This window comes from Microbacterium barkeri, from assembly GCF_027921765.1.
GTDB lineage: Bacteria > Actinomycetota > Actinomycetes > Actinomycetales > Microbacteriaceae > Microbacterium > Microbacterium barkeri.
Map to the genome: position 1 here is coordinate 24,506 of NZ_BSEJ01000008.1, position 19,228 is coordinate 43,733.

20 protein-coding genes are annotated in these 19,228 nt (G+C 72.5%); 9 read left to right on the forward strand and 11 right to left on the reverse strand.

The annotated features are described in order from the left end of the window. Positions 1-63 precede the first annotated feature (63 nt). The 3 genes from PKE79_RS09280 to PKE79_RS09290 are packed head-to-tail and all read right to left on the reverse strand — an operon-like array spanning position 64 to position 3,169. Positions 64-963 carry a carbohydrate ABC transporter permease gene (locus PKE79_RS09280; RefSeq protein ID WP_374727760.1) on the reverse strand — a complete coding sequence of 300 codons (900 nt, stop codon included), beginning with the start codon at positions 961-963 and terminating at the stop codon, positions 64-66. Next, positions 963-1,874 (reverse strand): carbohydrate ABC transporter permease, encoded by a 912-nt coding sequence (locus PKE79_RS09285; protein WP_271173414.1) that lies wholly within the window; start codon positions 1,872-1,874, stop codon positions 963-965. Before PKE79_RS09285 ends, PKE79_RS09280 begins: the two co-directional genes overlap by 1 nt. Continuing rightward, a complete protein-coding gene (locus tag PKE79_RS09290) occupies positions 1,871-3,169 on the reverse strand; it encodes an ABC transporter substrate-binding protein (protein WP_271173415.1) in 1,299 nt (432 codons plus the stop codon). Before PKE79_RS09290 ends, PKE79_RS09285 begins: the two co-directional genes overlap by 4 nt. 117 nt (positions 3,170-3,286) lie before the next feature. On the opposite strand from PKE79_RS09290, the gene PKE79_RS09295 reads away from it, so the two are divergent. Next, complete coding sequence (locus PKE79_RS09295) at positions 3,287-4,507, forward strand: ROK family protein (RefSeq protein WP_271173416.1); 1,221 nt, start codon at positions 3,287-3,289, stop codon at positions 4,505-4,507. Between the two features lie 87 nt (positions 4,508-4,594). On the opposite strand, the gene PKE79_RS09300 is transcribed toward PKE79_RS09295, so the two are convergent. The 3 genes from PKE79_RS09300 to PKE79_RS09310 form a co-directional block, all read right to left on the reverse strand. Further along, positions 4,595-4,861: a GlsB/YeaQ/YmgE family stress response membrane protein gene (locus PKE79_RS09300; RefSeq protein ID WP_271173417.1), complete on the reverse strand. Its 267-nt coding sequence runs from the start codon at positions 4,859-4,861 to the stop codon at positions 4,595-4,597. Positions 4,862-4,976: 115 nt separating this feature from the next. Continuing rightward, complete coding sequence (locus PKE79_RS09305; RefSeq protein ID WP_271173418.1) at positions 4,977-5,831, reverse strand: endo alpha-1,4 polygalactosaminidase; 855 nt, start codon at positions 5,829-5,831, stop codon at positions 4,977-4,979. Next, a complete protein-coding gene (locus tag PKE79_RS09310) occupies positions 5,831-6,409 on the reverse strand; it encodes a hypothetical protein (protein ID WP_271173419.1) in 579 nt (192 codons plus the stop codon). The genes PKE79_RS09305 and PKE79_RS09310 overlap by 1 nt, the downstream gene beginning before the upstream one ends. Positions 6,410-6,439: 30 nt before the next feature. Here PKE79_RS09310 and PKE79_RS09315 point away from each other — a divergent pair, with 30 nt between their 5' ends. Beyond that, positions 6,440-7,501 (forward strand): VanZ family protein, encoded by a 1,062-nt coding sequence (locus PKE79_RS09315; protein ID WP_271173420.1) that lies wholly within the window; start codon positions 6,440-6,442, stop codon positions 7,499-7,501. Between the two features lie 13 nt (positions 7,502-7,514). On the opposite strand, the gene PKE79_RS09320 is transcribed toward PKE79_RS09315, so the two are convergent. Then, positions 7,515-7,649, reverse strand: coding sequence for an LAVTG motif-containing sortase-dependent surface protein (locus tag PKE79_RS09320; protein WP_271173421.1), 135 nt, complete (start codon positions 7,647-7,649; stop codon positions 7,515-7,517). A gap of 81 nt (positions 7,650-7,730) precedes the next feature. Here PKE79_RS09320 and PKE79_RS09325 point away from each other — a divergent pair, with 81 nt between their 5' ends. Then, the gene (locus tag PKE79_RS09325; protein ID WP_271173422.1) at positions 7,731-8,258 is read left to right on the forward strand and encodes an adenine phosphoribosyltransferase; all 528 of its coding nucleotides are present in this window, start codon (positions 7,731-7,733) and stop codon (positions 8,256-8,258) included. A 78-nt stretch (positions 8,259-8,336) separates the two neighbouring features. Beyond that, the gene (locus PKE79_RS09330; RefSeq protein WP_271173423.1) at positions 8,337-9,845 is read left to right on the forward strand and encodes a nucleobase:cation symporter-2 family protein; all 1,509 of its coding nucleotides are present in this window, start codon (positions 8,337-8,339) and stop codon (positions 9,843-9,845) included. A gap of 244 nt (positions 9,846-10,089) precedes the next feature. Here the strand turns inward: PKE79_RS09330 and pucL are convergent, their stop codons facing one another. From pucL to PKE79_RS09350, 4 genes are read right to left on the reverse strand one after another with little or no spacing between them, the layout of a single operon-like run. Next, on the reverse strand, positions 10,090-11,007 hold the full coding sequence (gene pucL, locus PKE79_RS09335) for a factor-independent urate hydroxylase (RefSeq protein WP_271173424.1): 918 nt from the start codon (positions 11,005-11,007) through the stop codon (positions 10,090-10,092). A gap of 3 nt (positions 11,008-11,010) precedes the next feature. Next, positions 11,011-11,322: a hydroxyisourate hydrolase gene (gene uraH, locus PKE79_RS09340; RefSeq protein WP_271173425.1), complete on the reverse strand. Its 312-nt coding sequence runs from the start codon at positions 11,320-11,322 to the stop codon at positions 11,011-11,013. Next, positions 11,319-11,867: a 2-oxo-4-hydroxy-4-carboxy-5-ureidoimidazoline decarboxylase gene (gene uraD / locus PKE79_RS09345; protein WP_271173426.1), complete on the reverse strand. Its 549-nt coding sequence runs from the start codon at positions 11,865-11,867 to the stop codon at positions 11,319-11,321. The genes uraH and uraD overlap by 4 nt, the downstream gene beginning before the upstream one ends. A gap of 52 nt (positions 11,868-11,919) precedes the next feature. Next, a complete protein-coding gene (locus tag PKE79_RS09350; protein WP_271173427.1) occupies positions 11,920-12,543 on the reverse strand; it encodes a helix-turn-helix domain-containing protein in 624 nt (207 codons plus the stop codon). A 176-nt stretch (positions 12,544-12,719) separates the two neighbouring features. Between PKE79_RS09350 and PKE79_RS09355 the strand changes: the two genes are divergently transcribed. The 5 genes from PKE79_RS09355 to PKE79_RS09375 are packed head-to-tail and all read left to right on the forward strand — an operon-like array spanning position 12,720 to position 19,218. Further along, on the forward strand, positions 12,720-14,393 hold the full coding sequence (locus PKE79_RS09355) for an NCS1 family nucleobase:cation symporter-1 (RefSeq protein WP_271173428.1): 1,674 nt from the start codon (positions 12,720-12,722) through the stop codon (positions 14,391-14,393). Further along, positions 14,393-15,145, forward strand: a complete 753-nt coding sequence (locus PKE79_RS09360; protein WP_271173429.1) for an aspartate/glutamate racemase family protein — start codon at positions 14,393-14,395, stop codon at positions 15,143-15,145. Before PKE79_RS09355 ends, PKE79_RS09360 begins: the two co-directional genes overlap by 1 nt. Beyond that, entirely contained in the window at positions 15,142-16,494 is a 1,353-nt protein-coding gene (gene allB / locus PKE79_RS09365; protein WP_271173430.1) for an allantoinase AllB, read from the forward strand. Before PKE79_RS09360 ends, allB begins: the two co-directional genes overlap by 4 nt. After that, positions 16,491-17,648: an acetamidase/formamidase family protein gene (locus tag PKE79_RS09370; RefSeq protein ID WP_271173431.1), complete on the forward strand. Its 1,158-nt coding sequence runs from the start codon at positions 16,491-16,493 to the stop codon at positions 17,646-17,648. Before allB ends, PKE79_RS09370 begins: the two co-directional genes overlap by 4 nt. Then, positions 17,641-19,218: an AtzH-like domain-containing protein gene (locus tag PKE79_RS09375; RefSeq protein ID WP_271173432.1), complete on the forward strand. Its 1,578-nt coding sequence runs from the start codon at positions 17,641-17,643 to the stop codon at positions 19,216-19,218. The genes PKE79_RS09370 and PKE79_RS09375 overlap by 8 nt, the downstream gene beginning before the upstream one ends. Positions 19,219-19,228: the final 10 nt, after the last annotated feature.

Below are 19,228 nucleotides of genomic sequence, written 5' to 3' on the forward strand. Positions count from 1 at the left end.
CCTGGGAGCAAGGGGCGGATGAGCGGGCGCGGCCCGCTCATCCGCCCGTGGACGGTTCGGCGCTCAGCCCTTGACGGCGCCCTGCGTGACGCCCTCCATGACCCAGCGCTGCGCGAACAGGTAGGCGATGATCGCGGGCGCCATCGCCATGAGGTACGACGCGAACGCGACGTTGTAGTTGCTGCTGAACTGCGTCTGGAACAGGTTCTGGCGTACCGGCAGCGTCTGCAGGTTCGCGTCGGAGATGATGAGCGACGGCATCATGAAGTCGTTCCACGCGTAGAGGAACGCGAAGATGCCGACCGTGGCGCTCATCGGGGCGAGGAGCGGGACGATGAGCTTCCAGAACGTCTGCCACGTCGAGGCGCCGTCGATGCGCGCGCTCTCCTCGAGCTCGAGCGGGATCGACCGCAGGAACGCGGTGAACAGCAGCACGCTGAAGCTCAGCTGGAACATCGTCGCGAGCAGGATGACCCCGAGCGGGTTGTCGAGGCCGACCCGGCCCGTGAGCTGGATCTGCGGGAGGGCGACGACGGGGAACGGGATGAACATGGCCGCGAGCAGGTAGAAGAACGACCATCGGAACAGCTTCCGATCCCAGTTGCGGACGATCGCGTAGGACGCGAACGCCGCGAGGATGATCGTCGCGACGACGGTGCCCGCGGTCACGATGAGCGACATCGCGAAGCCGACCGGGAACTTCGTGAGCTGCCAGGCGTCGATGAACCCCTGGATGCTGAACGGCATCGGCAGCGAGAACGCGTTGCCGTCGACCGCCTGCGAGCTCGTCTTGAACGCCATCGAGACGGTGACGTAGAGGGGCAGGAGCACGGTGATCGCGCACAGGAACAGGATGACGGTGGCCGACCAGTTCACGCGCTCCATGCGGAAGCGCGGGGCCTTGCCGGCGGCGCTCGTGACGATGGCTCTCGTGCTGCCGGTGGGGGCGGTGTGCGTGGACATCAGAGTGCGCTCCTTCCGCGCGTCACCGACAGCTGCAGGACGGCGATGATGACGGTGATGATGAAGAACAGCGTCGCTGTCGCCATCTGGTAGGCGTAGTCGCCCGTCTGGAAGCCGCGGATGATCGTCATCGCGATCGTGCGGGTGGAGGTGCCGGGGCCGCCGTTCGTGAGGCCGACCACGATGTCGTACGAGTTCAGGAAGTTCTTGAAGCCGAGGATGACGTTGATGACGACGTAGCCCGCGACGAGGGGGAGCGTGATCCGCAGCAGCTGCTGCGGCTTGGACGCGCCGTCGATGTCGGCGGCCTCGTAGACCTCGCCGGGGATCGACAGAAGCCCCGCGATGTAGATGAGGAGCGTGCCGGGGATCGACTGCCACGCGGTCACGATGACGATGCCGAGCCAGGCGAGGTCGGGGTTCGCGAGGATGCTCTCCTCGAGGAACGGGATGCCGAGCGCGGCGCCGGCGCCGGGCAGCGAGTTCTGGAACAGGAACTGGAAGACGTACGCGATGATGATGCCCGACACGACCATCGGGATGACGAAGATCGCGCGGAGCCCCATCTTGAAGCGGATGCGCGCCGTGAGCCCCACCGCGAGGAGGAACGCGATCACGTTCACGACGACGACCGTCACGAGCGAGAACCCGAAGGTGAACAGGAAACTCGAGAGGATGGCCGGGTCGCTGAAGGCCGCGATGTAGTTGGTGAAGCCGATGAACTTCCAGTCGCCGAGGCCGATGGAGTCGGTGAAGCTGAAGACGATGCCGATGACGCCGGGAAGCGTGATCGCGAGCGTGAACAGCAGCAGCGACGGCAGCAGGAAGAGGTAGTAGATCGGCTCGACCCGCTTGCGGCTGCGGCGCACGCGGCGGTCGCCGCCGGTCACGATCGTCGTGGTGGTGCTCATTCTGCCGTCTCCTCGGTCGAGACCGCCGGCTGGCGGAAGGCGAGGCGGGCCCAGTCGGCGTCCATGGTCTGCAGGACCGAGGAGGCGTCCGCGCCGAGGACGAGCGACTGCGCGTAGTTCTCGGTCGGGATGGCCCGCGGGTTCAGGACGCCGGGGCCCTGGTAGACCGCGCCCTCGTTGTAGTAGCCGATCATCCCCTCGACGCGGGGGTCGCTCGGGTCGTCGCCGGTCGTCGTCGGCACGAAGCCGAGCTGCGACTCGTTGTACTCCTGGATGAGCTCGGGCTGGAAGAGGTGCTCGAGGAACGCGAGCGCGCCCTCCTTGTTCTCCGCCTCCTCGGGGATCATCGTGACGAGGTCCATGTTGACGCGCACCTTGAGGTCGGCCGGGTCCTCGGTCATCGGGAGCGGGAAGGTGCCCAGCTCGAGGTCGGGGTTCGTCTTCGCGATCTCGCTGAAGGCCCACGGTCCCTGCAGGTACATCGCGCCCTCGCCGTTCGCGAAGGCGACGTTGCCCGCGTCGTAGCCGCGGCTGCTCGCGTTCTGCTGCGTGTAGGCGCTCGCGAGGAGCTGCATCTTCTCGATCGGCTCGAGGAAGTCCTTCTGGAAGGACACCGGCGAATCCGGGCCGACGTCGGTGCCCTGCGCGGCGAGCTGGTCGTAGAAGTCGAGCACGTCGAGGGATCCGCCGATCGCGTAGTCGAACCATCCCTGGTTCGCCGTCCAGGCATCCGCGAAGGTCGCGTAGAACGGCGCGACGCCCGCGGCCTGCAGGGTGTCGCAGACCTCGATGAGCTCGCTCCACGTCTGCGGGACCTCAAGGTCGTGCTCCGCGAAGATCTCCTTGTTGTAGATGACCGATGCGGCCATCACCGAGTACGGGAGCGCGGTCGTGCGGCCCTCGCAGACGCCGTACTGGTCGAGGAGGGGCTGCATCTCGGGGCGGATGTCGGCGGCCGCCTCGGTCTCGGACAGGTCCGTGAGCGCGCAGCGCTGCACGAAGCGCGCGACCTCCTGGTTGTAGTTCGCGAGCATGAGGTCGGGCGGATTGCCGCGGACGAAGCTCGCCGCGATGACGTCGGGGCCCGACGTGTCCATGACCACCTCGTACTCGTCCTGTGACGCGTTGAACTCGTCGACCACCTCGGTCATGAACGAGATCGCCTCGCGCTTGCTGAACGTGAAGTGGACGGTCTCCCGTCCGCCGGCGGAGCAGCCGGCGAGCAGCGACGCGGTCACGGCGACGCCGATCCCGGCCGCGGCGACCCTCGTCGCTCTTCTCAGTCCCAAAGACATCGTCGTCCTCTCCTGCGTCTCGATTTATTCAGCGAGTAAATCTAGACTGCGAATATAACGGGGACACTCTCTCACCGCCAGTCGGGCGGCGTCAAGACCCCCAGTAAGGTCGAGGACATGGCTCACGGCACGGCGAACTCGCCCCAGGTGCTGCGCCGGATGAACTCCGGCGCGGTGGTGCGCTTCGCCCTGCGCGTCGCGGAGTTCACGGCGGCCGAGGTGATGGCGGAGACATCGCTCACCCGCGCGACGGTGCTCGGCGTGTGCGACGACCTCGTCGAGGCCGGATGGCTCGTCGAGCTCGAGGACAGCCGGGCCGCCGGCCTGACGAGCAAGGGGCGCCCGGCGCGGCGCTACCGTCTGCGCGACGAGGCGGGGGTCGTCGCCGGCATCGACGCGGGCGAGCACCGCTTCACCGCGATCGTCGCCGACCTCCGCGGGAAGGCGCTCGGCGAGGTCGGCGCCGACGCTCCCGCCGTCGACCGCCGCCCCGGTTCCGCGGCCGAGCGCAGTCGCGCCGAGGCGGCGGACGAGCGCCGCGCGCTCGCCGTGCGCCTGCTCGACGAGGCCCTCGCGGCGGCGGGGGCCCGGCGTGACGATCTGCTCGTCGGCGTTCCGGCGCCCGTCGACGCCGACGGGCGCTCGCCCGCGGGAGATCGGGACTACTGGAAGACGATGAACCCGGGCTTCGCGGACGCGCTCCCCGGCCCGTCCGTGGTCGTCGAGAACGACGCCAACCTCGCGGCGGTCGCCGAGCAGAGCCACGACGGTCAGGCCCACACGGCGAACGTCGCGACGCTGCTCTCGGGGGAGCGCCTCGGCGCGGGCGTCATCGTCGACGGCCGGCTGCTGCGCGGAGCGCGCGGCGGAGCGGGCGAGATGCGCTTCCTCGACATCGTGGAGGGAGCGGGGAGCCCCGACGGCGTCGGCGCGCTCGCCCGTATGTGGGCGCAGGACGCCCTCGCGCACGGTGAGCGGAGCGCCCTGGCCGAGCTGCCCGTCGACGAGATCACGGCGCGCGACGTCTTCCGCGCCGCCGCCGACGGCGACGCGCTCGCCGCGGGCATCCTCGATCGGCTCGGCGACCGCATCGCGCGGGTCGCGCTCGTCCTCGCGAGTCTCCTCGACATCGAGCGGGTCGTGATCGCCGGCGCGATCGCGGAGGCCGTCGAGCCGGTCCTCGCGCGTGCGCGGACGGTGCTCGCGGAGGAGTTCTACCCGCCCGTGCCCGAGCTCGTCGCGAGCACCCTGGGGCGCGACATCGTCGTCCGCGGCGCGGTCGAGTCGGCTCGCGTCCGCATCCGCGAGGAGCCGCTCGCCTTCGAGCCGCGCCGCTGACACGGCGATGGCCGGCGCATCCCCCGACGCGCCGGCCACCTGTGCCGCTCGATTCCCGGCACGCTCACATGCCGTGCACGCTCACACTCAGTTCGTCTTGCGTCGACCCGTGATGAGTCCCCAGATGAGGAGGACGATGATCGCTCCGCCGATCGCGAGCAGCCAGCTGCCGAGATCCCAGAACTGGTCGACACCCACTCCGAAGAGGGCCGTTCCGATCCATCCGCCGAGCAAGGCTCCGACCACGCCGAGGATGAGGGTGGCGATCCAGCCGCCGCCCTGGTTGCCCGGCAGGATGGCCTTCGCGATGGCTCCGGCGATGAGGCCGAGGATGAGGAATGCGATGAAGCCCATGACTGCTCCCTTCTCAAAGCGGTGCGCGGATGTGCGCCGCTGATGCAAACCTAGGGGCGACGGCGGCAGCGGCGCATGGGCTTGACAGCGATGACTCGGCGGCGGTAACCGGGCCTCAGCAGTGCGCGAACACGTGCGCGGGGTCGCCGCGCGGGGTCGCGTCGCGGTCGCGGAGGGTGATCGGATGGTCGCCCGCGCGACGGGCGCACGCCCATTCGAACGCGGTCCGCGTGATGCCGTCGCGCTCGACGACGCCCGTGTCGTCGTACTCGATCTCGAGGACGCGCCCCGGGTAGCGGTAGTCGGCGCACTCGTCGTGGAGCTCGCACTCCTCGGCGACGGCGAAGTCGAAGCCGAGCTCAGGGCCGGACGCCCCGAGCTCGGCGGTGTTCTTCTGCGCGACAGCCAGCCCGAGCCGGTGCGCGAGGGGGATGACCTCCGACATGTAGGCGAGCGCGTGGTCGAGGGTCTGCAGCCCGTGCGAGCGCTCGTGCTGATCGAGGTTGTCGGGCTCCACGGCGTCGTAGCCGTCGTCGGCGCACCCGCGCAGCCACGCCGACTGGATCTGGAGCAGCGCCTCGCGCGCGGCGGCGGTCCGGATGTCGAACAGGGCCTCGTTCCACTCCTCGTCGACCACGAGAGTGCCGTCCGCATCCCGCAGCAGCAGCTCGGGGTGGACCGCGTCCCACCACGCGGTCGTCCCCTCGAGGGCGGGGTCGGGCCCCGACGCGGGGTCCGGCTGGGTCTGGAAGAGGTTGACGTAGCAGACGCCGTAGGCCCCGTCCGCGGGCGCCTCGGTGCGGTCGCGCACGACGATCGTCACCTCCGGGGCGGGCGCGTACGCGCCGCCGAGCTGGTAGTCGAGCACGCCGTCCGGAGGGGGAAGGCGGATGCCGTCGTCGGCCGCCGCGCATCCCGCGACGAGCGCGGCGGCCGCGAGCAGCGCGGCGGCTCCGCCGGTCCGCCGCATCAGGCGGGCGGGAGCCGGAGGATGTTCGACTCGCCGACCTCGAGGTCGTCCGAGAGGCGGATGGTCCGGGCGAGGTCCTCGATCGCCGGCAGCAGCGTGCGGAAGCGCTCGCGGTCGGGCGAGGCCGCCTGCAGCGTCACAAGCTGCGTGCCGGTGTCCCACGTGTAGGTCGCCGAGAGGAGGGAGCGCTCGCCCTGCGGCATGTCGATGACGAGCTTCTCGCCCTGCCCGAGGAACGGCGACCGGAAGTCCTCGGTGTCGTCGTACTCGATCGGCATCATGGCGCGGGCGGTCCGCAGCTGCGCCGTGAGCTCCTGGACCTGGGCGATCGCGACGAGGAGCTCGGGGTCGTCCTTCCAGACCCACGCGAGGATCCGGCCATCCGATCGGCGCATCATCGCGCGCGCCGCGCGATTGGCGATCCACGCGAGGAATCCCGACCCGGGAGCTCCCTGCGGGAGGCCGGCGCTCCCGAGGAGCATGCGGATGGCCGCCTTCCGGTGGCGGCCGCCGCGGAGTCCGCGCCCGGTCACGGGCACCCAGCGGGTCGAGTCGGCGTCGGCGAGCAGGCGCGTCATGGGTCCAGGGTAGGGGCTCGGATAGCGTGGATGCCTGTGAACGGTCAGGTGCTCCCCGCTGTCGTCGCCGTCCTGCTCGGGGCGGTGTTCGCGGTGCTGCTGTTCGTGCCGTTCGTCGCCGTGCAGTATCGGCGGGAGGGCCGGCTCACCCTCCGGCAGCTGCTGCTGTGGGGCGCCTTCCTCGTCTACGGCCTCGCGCTGTGGACGTACACGCTGCTTCCGCTCCCCGACCCCGACGCGATCCGCTGCGCGGCGCCGCAGCTGCGGCCGTTCCAGTTCGTCGACGACATCCTCGACGACCCGGTCGGCTCGCTCTCCGCCCTGCGGCACAATCCCGCGGTCATGCAGGTCGCGCTCAACGTGCTCCTGTTCGTGCCGCTGGGGTTCTTCCTGCGCCTCATCTGGCGGCGCGGCGTGCTCGTCTCGACGCTCGTCGGGTTCGGGCTGTCGCTCGCGATCGAGACGACCCAGGTCACGGGCGTCTGGGGCATCTACCCCTGCGGGTACCGTCTGTTCGACGTCGACGACCTGCTCGCCAACACCGCGGGAGCCCTGCTCGGCGGCGCCCTGTCGCTCGCGGTGCGCCCGCTGCTCGCCCGCCGCGATGCACGGCCCGTGGCGGACGCCCCGCGCCCGGTGACGATCTGGCGGCGCCTGCTCGGCATGCTGTGCGACGCGCTCGCGGTCGCGCTGACCGGCGGTGCGGCGGGCATCGCCGTGAACGCGTGGCAGCTCTACGTCGCCGGCGTCCCGGCTGCGCAGCTGGATCCCGCCGCCCCGAACGTGGCGGCGACCGCCGTGCCCTTCGTCCTCCTGGCGGCGGTCGTCCTCGTGACGGGCGGCACGGTGGGCGACCACGCCGTCCTCGTCCGGTGGGAGGGCGGGGTGGGGCCCGCGCTGGCGGCCCGCGCGCTGCGCTACCTCGCGGGCATCGGCGGCTGGCAGCTCCTCGGCATGCTGACGTCGCCGCTCGACGCGCTGTTCGCCGTGGCGAGCATCGTCGCGCTCGTCATCGCGACCGAGCGCGGCGGACTGCCGGGCGTCGTCTCGAGGATGCGCCCGGTGGATGCGCGCGCAGGGGCTCGGGTCTAGGCGGCCCCGCGCGTCACTGCCGGCGGCGGAGGACCAGGAGCCCGGCGCCCGCGAGCACGAGCACCACGGCGCCGCCCACGATCCAGGGCACGAGGTCGTTGCCGGTGCTCGCCAGCGCGGTCGAAGCGGAGAGGAGGGTCGTCGTCACGCGCCCAGTCTGCCTCATGCCCGCCCCGAACCGGGAGCACCGCCCCCGCGGCCGTCCAGGCGGCGCCGGTAGCCTGGGCAGGTGAACGACGCCCTCGCCCGTGCCGAATCGCTCATCGACCTCACCCCGGACTACCCGGAGCCGGGCATCCTGTTCCGCGACATCTCGCCGCTGCTGGCCGACCCCGAGGCCCTCCGCGTCGCGTGCGCCGCGCTCGTCGAGCCGTTCGAGGGCCGGTTCGACATCGTGGGCGGCATCGAGGCGCGCGGGTTCCTCCTCGCGGGGTATGTCGCGGCCGTCGCCGGAGTCGGGGTGCTGCCGATCCGCAAGGCCGGGAAGCTGCCCAAGCCGGCGGCCGCCGTGTCGTACGACCTCGAGTACGGGTCGGCGGCGATCGAGGCGCCGGGCGTCCTCAAGCCGGGGGAGCGCGTCCTGCTCCTCGACGACGTGCTCGCGACCGGCGGGACACTCGCGGCCGCCCAGCAGCTCATCCGGGACCTCGGCGCCGAGGTGGTCGGGTCGGCCGTCGTGCTCGAGCTCGTCGATCTGGGCGGCCGGGCCGTCGCGGGCGACGTGCACACCCTCTTCACGGCGCACGAGTCCGCCTGACGCGGCGCGTGAGGCGCTCGTCATGAAGTGACTCCTTCACGAAACGCCGAGGCAACACCGCGTCATTAGCGTCGCGGCATGACGACCTCCTCCCGCGACGTGAACACCGTCGACTCGATCCCGCCGCTCGCGCGGCTGTTCCCTCTCGGCCTCCAGCACGTGCTCGCGATGTACGCGGGCGCCGTCGCCGTCCCGCTCATCGTCGGCGGCGCCATCGGCCTCGGCGGCGCCGACCTCGCGTACCTGATCAGCGCCGACCTGTTCGTCGCCGGCATCGCGACGATCGTCCAGTCGATCGGGTTCTGGCGGTTCGGCGTGCGCCTGCCGCTCATGCAGGGCGTCACCTTCGCCGCGGTCGGCCCCATGATCGCGATCGGAACGCAGCACGGCATCACGGCGATCTACGGTGCGACCATCGCCTGCGGCCTCTTCATGATCCTCGTCGCGCCGTTCTTCTCGCAGCTCCTGCGCTTCTTCCCGCCGCTCGTCACCGGCACCGTCATCCTCATCATCGGCCTGTCCCTCATGGACGTCGCGGCCGGGTGGGTGATCGACGGCGCGGAGGACGGCGCTGCCGACCCGCTGAACCTCGCCTTCGCGGCCGGGACCCTGCTCTTCATCGTCCTCGTCGAGCGATTCGCTCCGCGGGCGCTCGCCCGCATCTCCGTGCTCCTGGGGCTCGTCGTCGGCACCCTCGCCGCACTCGCCGTCCCCGGGATGGTCGACTGGTCGGGCGTGGCCGACACGGCGTGGTTCGGCATCGTCACGCCGTTCCACTTCGGACTGCCGACCTTCGAGATCGCCTCGGTCGTCTCGATGCTCGTCGTGGGCCTCGTCATCATGACCGAGACGACGGGCGACATGATCGCCGTCGGCGAGATCGTGGAGCGCCCCGTGGGCCGTCATCAGCTCGCCGACGGGCTGCGCGCCGACGGGCTCGGCACCGTCATCGGCGGTGTCTTCAACACCTTCCCCTATACGGCGTTCGCCCAGAACGTGGGGCTCGTCTCGCTCACGGGCGTGCGCTCGCGCTGGGTCGCGACGATGGCGGGCGGGATCCTCGTCGTCCTCGGCCTGCTGCCGCCGGTCTCGGCGATCGTCGAGGGCGTCCCGCGGGCCGTGCTCGGCGGCGCGGGGATCGCGCTGTTCGGGATGGTCGCGGCCAGCGGCATCCGGACGCTCGCGAAGGTCCGCTTCGACAACCGCAACGTGCTCGTCGTCGCGGTCTCGGTCGGCGTCGCCCTGCTGCCGACGGTCGCGCCGGAGATCTACGCGCGCTTCCCCGACGCGTTCACGCTCATCTTCGACTCGGGCATCTCTGCGGGCGCGATCGCGGCCATCCTGCTCAACCTCCTGCTGAACTCGCGCTCGGCGAAGGAGAGGTACGGCGCCGACCCGGTCGTGGGGTCGTATGACGGCGTGCGCTCGACCGCCGCGATCGCCCTCGTCTCCTCCGAGGCCGTAGGGGCGGGTCTCACCCCTGTGCGGTTCCGCGACGAGAGCGGTCACGAGCTGCCGGCCGTCGACAAGGACGGCAACCCCGTCGAGGCGCACGTCGCGGCGCCCGAGGGCGACCCCGGCCGCTGAACGGCCGCCCTCCCCGACCTGCGGGGGGGGCTCGCCGGGGTCGCAGTTCGCGTCCGTAAGGGGGCTTTTGGGGACGCGGAGTGCGACCTGGGCGAGGAGGGTCTTGTCCGGGTCGCACTTCGCGTCCGTAAGACGGCGTTTGGGGACGCGGAGTGCGACCTGGGCGGGAGAGGCGGGGGAGAAGAGAGGACGACGGACTGGAGGGAGGGGCAGACCGAGGGGCAGACCGAGGAGCGGCGTGACGTCAGATGAACGTCGGGACGTCGGCCCAGGCCGCAGGCGCGTCGTCTACGCCGTCGCGCACGACCGTCCCCTCGATGAGCCCGTAGGGGCGGTCGTCGGCGATGAACACCTCGCCCTCGTTCTCGAGGTCGAAGCGCGCGAGGTCGTAGAGGAAGTGGTGCCGGTTCGGCATCGCGAAGCGGATCTCCGCGAGCTCTGGCCGCGCCTCGATCGCCGCGCGCCCCATCGCGAAGAGGGTCTGCTGCAGGGCGAGCGAGTGCACGACGGCGAACCGCTCGAGGAGCACGGCCGTGACCTCCTCGTACACGCCGTTGTAGTCCACGCCCTCCGCGACCGCCTCGGGCAGGAAGCGCCAGCGCGCCGTGACCGACGTCGCCATGATGCGGTCGTCGGTCTCGGGGAGGGTCGTGAACGGCGTCCTCGGGAACCCCCGGAACTCCGATCCCGTCGATTTCAGGACGACGAGGTCCTTCACGCCGCCGAGGACGTGGGTGCCGCCATCCGCGACCTGGACGGCGGCGAGCCGCGTGCCCCGACCCGTGCGGACGAACGCGTGATCGTGGCCGGAGCCGTCGACGACGATGCGCTCCCACACGTGCTGCTCGGCCTGCCACAGCCCGCCCTCGACCCACTCGAACTCGGTCGTGAAGTGCTCGGCGAGGAGGGAGAGGAAGCGCTCGGGCGAGCCCACGCCGTGCGTCTTCGCGAACGCGAACACCGTGTTCTTCTGCGTGTCGGTGGCGATGACCTTCGCGTTGTCGCCGGTCAGGAACGAGTCGGCGAACGCCTCGCCGCGCAGCTGCGAGGTGACCGTGAGGTCCTCGATCTCGTGCCGGGCGGTGTCCCGCGTGATCCGCACGAGGCGGTTCTCGGCCTTGCCGTACTTGTGCGGTCCCAGGTGCACGGACACGTCGCTCATGGATCAGCTCCCTCGATAGGTGGAGTACGCGAACGGGCTCAGCAGGAGCGGCACGTGCGCGTGCGGCTCGCCGTCGACCCGGAAGGCGACGGCGACGGACGGATAGAACGCCTCGACGCCGCGCGCCGCGAACCACGCGCCGGTGTCGAAGACCAGCGTGTGCTCGCCCGCGCCGAGCGCTCCCAGCGCCGCGCGCCCGTCGGCGTCGGTCACGGCCGTCGCGACGACGGCGCCCGCCGTGCGCACGGCGACGGCCATGCCGGCCGCGGGGCGTCCGCTCGCGGCATCCAGCACATGCGTCGTCAGCGCGGTCATCGGGTCTCCTCGGATGGCGCGGTCTCCTCGGATGGCGCGGCGGCGGATGGTGCGGCGAAGGCCGCGCGGATGCGGGCGAGGGCGATCTCGAGGAGCTGCCCGCACGCCTCGCGGACCTCGGCGGCGTCGTCGTTCGCGAGCCGGCGGTCGAGCTCGCCGAGCATCTCGACGGGGGAGCGGCCCGCGGCGCGGATGAGGAACACCCGGCCGAAGCGCGCCTCGTAGGCCGCGTTGCCCTCGGCCATGCGCGCGGCGACCTCGGCGTCGGCGTCGGCCATCGCCGCCTGCTCGCGCCGGGAGGCGGCCGCCTCCGCACTGTCTCCCGTCGGACGATCGCCGATCCGCGGATGGCGCGCGAGCGCCGCGTCGAGCTCGCCCTCACCCCAGGTCGCGGCCTCCTCGGCCGCCCTCGCGAGCAGCGCGTCGAGCGACCCGTGCGGTCGGGACGCGACGAGCGCGTCGACCCAGCTCGGGACATCCGCCCACACCCGCGCGACCGCCGCGGCGTCGGGAGCGGGCGCGCGGTCGAAGTCCTCCAGGAGCATGCCGCCACGCTAGGGGCGGCGTATTTCGGCGCGGTAACGCGGGGCGGTTCGCTCAGTCGGCCGAGGGCGGATGGACGATGAGCCAGCGGGCGACGGCGGGTTCATCGCCCGTGTTGTGCAGGCGGTGCGGCTTGTCGCAGGGGTACCGGATGGTGTCGCCCGCGCGCAGCACGACGACCTCGTCCGAGAAGTCGATCGTGAGCTCGCCGGAGAGCACCTCGCCGACCTCGTACCCCTCGTGGCGGAAGAGCTGGTCCTTCGACGACGCCGTGCTGCCGGGCGGGTAGATCGACTCGAAGTAGTCGATGCCGGGGCTGTCGCCCGGAGCGAGGCGACGGAAGACGACGCCTCCGCCGAGCTCGAGGTACGCGGTGTCCGCGGCGCGCTCGAGAGCGTACGACCCGTCGTCGGGCCCCGTGGCGACCGACCCGGAGAGCACCGTGGCGAGCGGGACGCCGAGGGCGTCGGTGATCGCGATGAGGCGCGAGACGCTCGGCTGCATGACGCCGCGCTCGATCTGCGAGACCGCGCTCGTGGAGATCCCGAGGCGCCGGGCGAGGGCGGAGACCGAGAGCCCGGTGAGCGTCCGGGCCTCACGGAGCCGGCGCCCCACGAGGGTGCGCGGGTCAGGTGCGTCCCCGACGCCGGCAGCGGGTCCGGGGGCCGAGAGGGTCACGCCGACATGCTAGCCCGCGCCGCGAGCGAGCCGCGGTCGGGATTTACGCCGCCGAAACATGAGGGACACGGCGCGGGAAACGTGAAGGGATAACTTCACACCACGCCTCTCGTCCGGCAAGCCTCCATCGGCCGGAGCACCACCGACACCGCATCCTCCTCTCGAAAGGCACCATCGTGTCGCAGAGCAGCTCCCCCACCCGGCCGCAGGACGTCGTGGAGGCCGCGGGCCACCCCGTCGGCTCCGGCAACATGCGCCCCGGCTACGACCCCCGCCTCGCCAACGAGGACCTCGCCCCGCTGCGCCGCCAGCGCTGGACGAGCTACAACATCTTCGCGTTCTGGATGAGCGACGTGCACTCCGTCGGCGGCTACGTCACCGCCGGCTCCCTGTTCGCGCTCGGCATCGCGAGCTGGCAGGTCCTCGTCGCCCTCGTCGTCGGCATCCTCATCGTCCAGTTCTTCACGAACCTCGTCGCGAAGCCGAGCCAGCGCACGGGCGTGCCCTACCCCGTCGTCAACCGCTTCCTCTTCGGGGTCAAGGGCGCGAACATCCCGGCCATCGTCCGCGGCGTCATCGCGATCGCCTGGTACGGGGTGCAGACGTACCTCGCCGCCGAGTCCCTCACCATCGTCTTCCTCAAGTTCATCCCGGCGTCGGCCGCGCTCCTCGAGCCGAGCTTCCTCGGCCTCGACGCGCTCGGCTGGATCTCGTACGCGATCCTCTGGGTCGCGCAGGCCGCCGTCTTCTGGAACGGCATGGAGGCCATCCGCCGCTTCATCGACTTCGCGGGCCCCGCCGTGTACGTCGTGATGATCGTCCTCGCGGTGTATCTCGTGAGCCAGGCGGGCTGGGAGAACATCAGCCTCGACCTCTCGAGCGGCGAGCCCCTCGACCTGTGGGCCTCGATCCCCGTCATGCTCTCCGCCATCGCGATCGTCGTGTCGTACTTCTCGGGGCCGATGCTGAACTTCGGCGACTTCGCGCGCTACGGCCGCAGCTTCCGCGCCGTGAAGCGCGGCAACCTCTGGGGCCTGCCCGTCAACTTCCTCTTCTTCTCGATCCTCACGGTGGTGACGGCGTCGGCGACCGTGCCGGTCTTCGGCGAGCTCATCACCGACCCCATCCACACGGTCGAGCGCATCGACCACTGGTTCGCCATCCTGCTCGGCGGGCTGACCTTCGTCACCGCCACGGTCGGCATCAACATCGTCGCGAACTTCATCTCGCCGGCGTTCGACTTCTCGAACGTCGCGCCCCACCGCATCTCGTGGCGGATGGGCGGGATGATCGCGGCGGTCGGGTCGGTGCTCCTCACGCCCTGGAACTGGTACGCGAACGACCAGGCCATCCACTACACGCTCGGCATCCTGTCGGCCCTCATCGGCCCGCTGTTCGGCATCCTCATCGCGGGGTACTACGTGGTGGCGCGTCAGCGGATCCGCGTCGACGACATGTACACGATGTCCGAGCAGGGCGCCTACTGGTATCGCCGCGGCTACAACGCGAACGCGCTGTGGGCGGTCGCGGGCGCGGGCGTGCCGACCATCCTCCTCGCGATCGTGCCCAAGTCCCTCGTGTTCGCGGGAGCGATCGACCCCGCGTGGGGCGCGATCGGCGACTTCACGTGGTTCATCGGGTGCGGTCTCGGCTTCGCCATCTTCACGCTGCTCGAGCGCGCCCGACCGACCGTTCCCGTGTTCGACGGCGAGACCGCCGGCGTCTCCGACGGCACGGCAGAGGACGTGCTCGAGGAGTACCCCGACACCGCGACCGCCTCGCTGGCGGTCGCGCAGGCCGAGGCCGCGCTCGCGGCCTCCGACGAAGAAGAGGACGCCCAGGTCCGCTGATGCGCATCACCCTCATCAACCCCAACACCTCCCGGGCCATGACGGCCAAGATCGCCGCCGCGGCCCGGGAGGCGGCCGCCCCCGACGTCGAGGTCGTCGCCGTGTGCCCCGCGGAGGGCGACGGCCCGGCCGCGATCGAGAGTCACCTCGACGAGGTGCACGCGGCGGCCGCGGTCGTCGACGCCATCCGGCGCGACCAGGCGGCGGGCGGCAGCGACGGCTACATCGTCGCGTGCTTCGGGGACCCCGGCCTCGACGCCGCGCGCGAGCTCGTTGACGCACCCGTCGTCGGGATCGCGGAGGCCGCGATGCACGTCGCCGCCCTCACCGGGCGGACCTTCGGGATCGTCACGACGCTCTCGCGCACGCTCGGCCGCGCCCAGGACCTCGTGCTCCGCTACGGGTTCGAGCGCGCGTGCGTCGCCGCCTACGGCACGGGCATCCCCGTCCTCGACCTCGAGGAGGCCGACCCCGCGGCCGTCGAGCGCATCGCCGCGTGGTGCGAGCGCGTCGCGTGGGAGGACCGCGCCGACGCCGTCGTGCTCGGCTGCGCCGGCATGGCCGACCTCTGCGCGCACCTGTCCGAGCGCGTGGGCGTCCCGGTCGTCGACGGCGTCGCCGCGGCGGTCGGGCTCGTCTCGGCGATGGCGCGGATGGGCGTGGGCACGAGCAAGCGCGACGAGTACGCGACGCCGCCGCACCGCGAGCCCCTGGCGCGCGACGCGGCTGTCGCGGGGAGCGTGACCGCATGAGCGGCCCGGTCTCTGCCATCGCCGCGCGGCGCGTGTTCGTGGGCGGCGCCTTCGCGGCCGCCACCGTGCGCATCGCCGACGGCCTCGTGGCCGGCGTGGAGCCGTACGACCCCGACGCCGAGGTCGTGCTCGCCGACGCGGAGGTGCTGCTCCCTGGCCTCGTCGACAGCCATGTGCACCTCAACGAGCCGGGGCGCACCGCGTGGGAGGGCTTCGCCACCGGCACGGCGGCGGCCGCCGCGGGCGGCGTGACGACGCTCGTCGAGATGCCGCTCAACTCGGTGCCCGTCACGACGACGCCCGCCGCGCTCGCCGCGAAGCGGCGGGCCGCTGTCGGCAAGCTCGCGGTCGACGTCGCGTTCTGGGGCGGCGCCGTGCCCGAGAACCTCGGCGCCCTCGGCGCTCTGCTCGACGCGGGGGTCGTCGGGGTGAAGTGCTTCCTCGCCCCGAGCGGGATCGACGAGTTCGGGCACCTCGACGCCGCTCAGCTGGAGACGGCGCTCGCCGAGCTCGCCGCGCGCGACGGCCTGCTCATCGCGCACGCCGAGCTCGAGGAGCACCTGTCCGACGCCGCGGGCCCCGTGTTCACCGATTTCGTGGCATCCCGCCCTCCTCGCGCGGAGGTCGAGGCGATCCGCCTCGTGATCGAGGCGGCCCGGCGGACCGGGGCCCGCGTGCACATCGTGCACGTCTCGGCCGCGGAGGCGCTCGACCTCGTGCGCGCGGCCCGCGCCGACGGCGTCCGCATCACCGTGGAGACGTGCCCGCACTACCTGACCCTGCGCGCCGAGGAGCTGCCGGACGGCCAGGGCCGCTTCAAGTGCTGCCCGCCCATCCGAGACGGCGCGAACCAGGACGCCCTGTGGGCGGGCGTGCTCGACGGCACGATCGCGGTGATCGTAAGCGACCACTCGCCCGCGACCTTCGATCTCAAGGGCGTCGCCGACCTCGGGCTCGCGTGGGGCGGGATCGCGGGTGTGCAGACCGGGCTGTCGGCCGTGTGGACCGAGGCGCGCCGCCGCGGCCTGCCGCTCGAGGCCATCCTGCCGGCGTTCACGACCGGGCCAGCGGACCTCGTGCGCCTGGGCGACCGAGGCCGCATCGCCCCGGGAGCGCCGGCCCACCTCGTCGTGTTCGACCCCGAGGCCGAGTACGTGCTCGATGCCGCATCGCTCGCCTACCGGAACCCCATGTCGCCGTGGGAGGGCGCGCGTCTGCGCGGGATCGTCCGGGAGACCTACCTGCACGGCGAGCTCATCCACGCGCACGGCACCGGACTGCGCGCACGACGCGGGCACGAGGTGCTCGCCCCCACGACGACCGCGACCCTGACGGAGGCCAGCGCATGACCATCGACACCGCCGAGAGGAACCGGTTCGGAGCGGCCGCAGCGCCGGCGCGCTTCGCCGACATCCCGATCCTGCAGCCCGGTCGCGGCCTGCCCGACGGCGCGACGTACCTGCCGTCGTCGCCCGAGACCGTGCGGTGGGGGCGGCTCCCGAGCGGCGAGGACGAGCCCGTCCTCACGATCACGTCGGGCGAGACGATCATCGTCGACACGGTCAGCCACGAGGGGCTGCTGCCCGACCAGGGCCAGGACCCGGTCGCGTTCTTCGCGCAGCACGGCGTCCCCGCGGGCGCCGTCCTCGACGATGCGGTCGCGATCGCCGCATCGGTGCCGCGCGACCCCGTCGCCGACGGCCCGCACGTCGTCACCGGTCCCATCCGCGTGGAGGGCGCGCAGCCGGGCGACCTCCTCCGGATCACCGTCGTCGCGCTCGAGCCGCGGGTTCCGTACGGCGTCATCTCGAATCGACACGGCAAGGGGGCGCTGCCCGGCGTGCTGCCGCGCAGCGGCCGGACGGTCAGCGTCTTCGCCCCGGTCGAGGAGCGCGCAGCCCGCCTCGTCGGAGCGCTCCCCGCGACCGAGGGCGGAGCGCGCGACGTCGTCTTCCCGCTCGCGCCGTTCCTCGGCACGATGGGCGTCGCGCCGGCCGGGTCGGAGCGCGCGCATTCGGTCCCGCCCGGTGCGCACGGCGGCAACATCGACATCAACCTCCTGACGGCGGGCTCGTCGCTCTACCTCCCCGTGCAGGTTGAGGGCGCGCTCGCGTACGTGGGCGACCCCCACTTCGCGCAGGGCGACGGCGAGGTCGCGCTCACGGCGCTCGAGGCCTCGCTGCGGGCGACCCTCCGCTTCGACGTCGTGCCCGCCGCCGCGGCCGAGCGCGCCTTCGGACGCATCGCCGGCCCGCTCGTGCGCACGGCCGACCACCTCGTCCCGACGGGCCTCGACCCGGATCTCGACGAGGCGATGCGGGCGTGCACGACGGAGGCGATCGCGCTCCTGCAGGCGCGATGGGGAATGGACGAGCATCTCGCCTACGCCTACCTGTCGGCGGCGGTCGACTTCGACATCTCGCAGGTCGTCGACGTCGTGTGCGGCGTGCACGCGCGCATCCGCGAGGCCGACTTCGCCGCGATCGAGGCCGCCGATGCGTGACGCGACGGCCGTGCAGGCGCCACCGCGGATCCCGGGCGACGAGACGGTTCCGGCCGAGCTGCTCGACGCGTTCCACGCGTACGAGCGGGCCGTGGTCGCGAACGACCTCGATGCGCTCGATGCGTGGTTCGACGACGCCCCCGACACGCTGCGCGGAGACGAAGGCGGCCTCCTTGTGGGGCACGACGCGATCAGCGCGTTCCGCGCGCAGCGGGGCGGAGTCGCGCCGCGCGCCATCGAGCGGATCGAGCACCGTCCCCTCGCCGACGGGACGGCCCTGCTCGTCTCTGTCTCGCGCTTCGACGCGGGCGGGCGAGGGCTGCAGACTCAGATCTGGCGCCGCAGGGCGGCAGGATGGCGCATCGTCGCGGCGCACGTCTCCGCGCGGCCGCGGGCGTTCGACCGCGCGATCTGGCGTGAGGTCGGCGAGCCCCTCGCGCCGGCGGCGGCCGACGGCCCCCTCTCGGGCCTCTCGTTCGCGGTCAAGGACCTCTTCGCGATCGCCGGGAGCAGGGTCGGCGCGGGCAATCCCGCCTACCTCGACGAGGCACGGCCCGCCACGACGACCGCGCCCGCCGTGTCGACCCTGCTCGGCGGGGGCGCTGCGCTGCGCGGGATCGCGCGCACCGACGAGTTCGCCTACTCGATCGCGGGGGACAACGCGCACTACGGCACCCCGCCGAACGGGGCCCTCCCCGGGGCTCTCCCCGGCGGGTCGTCGAGCGGGCCCGCGTCGGCCGTCGCGCTGGGCCAGGCCGACATCGGCCTCGCGACCGACACCGCGGGCTCCATCCGCGTGCCGGCGTCCTATCAGGGGCTGTGGGGCCTGCGGACCACGCACGGCCGGGTCCCGCGACGCGGCGTGCTGCCGCTCGCCCCCGCGTTCGACACGGTCGGATGGCTCACGCGCGACGGCGAGACGCTCGAGCGGGTGGCCTCGTGGTGCCTCGACGGCGACGCCGAGGCGCCCCTGCCGTGGCGCTTCCGCGTCCCCGTCGAGGCGCTCGAGCTCGCCGAGCCCGCCGTGCGCGAGGCGTTCGAGGAGCTGCTCGCGGCGCTCGGCCGCACCGCGCCGATCGAGCGCGTCTCGATCGGCGACCTCGCGGCCTGCCACGAGCGGTTCCGCACGGTCCAGGCCGCCGAGGCCTGGCGAGTGCACGGGGCGTGGCTGGACGCGCATCCCGGGGCGCTCGGCGGAGCCGTCGCCGCCCGCTTCGCCGCCGCGGCGGAGGTGACCCCGTTCGCCGAGCAGGCGGCGCGCGAGCAGCTGCGCCCGTTCGCCGCGCGCGTGCGCGCGCTCGTCGGAGACGCGGTGCTGATCCTCCCCGTCGTCCCCGGCCCCGCGCCGTCCCGCACCGCCGAGCCCGACGAGATCGACGCCATCCGCACCGCCACCCTCCGGCTCACGGCTCCCGCCGCGGTGGCGGGAGCGCCCTCGATCTCGGCTCCGCTCCTGACCGTCCCGTCCGCCCTCGGTCGTGCTCCCGTCGGGGTGGGGCTCATCGGGCGGGCCGGCTCCGACCTCTCCCTCGTCCGCCTGGCGCGGGCGCTCGCCGACGCCGTGTCGTGAGCCCGCGCCG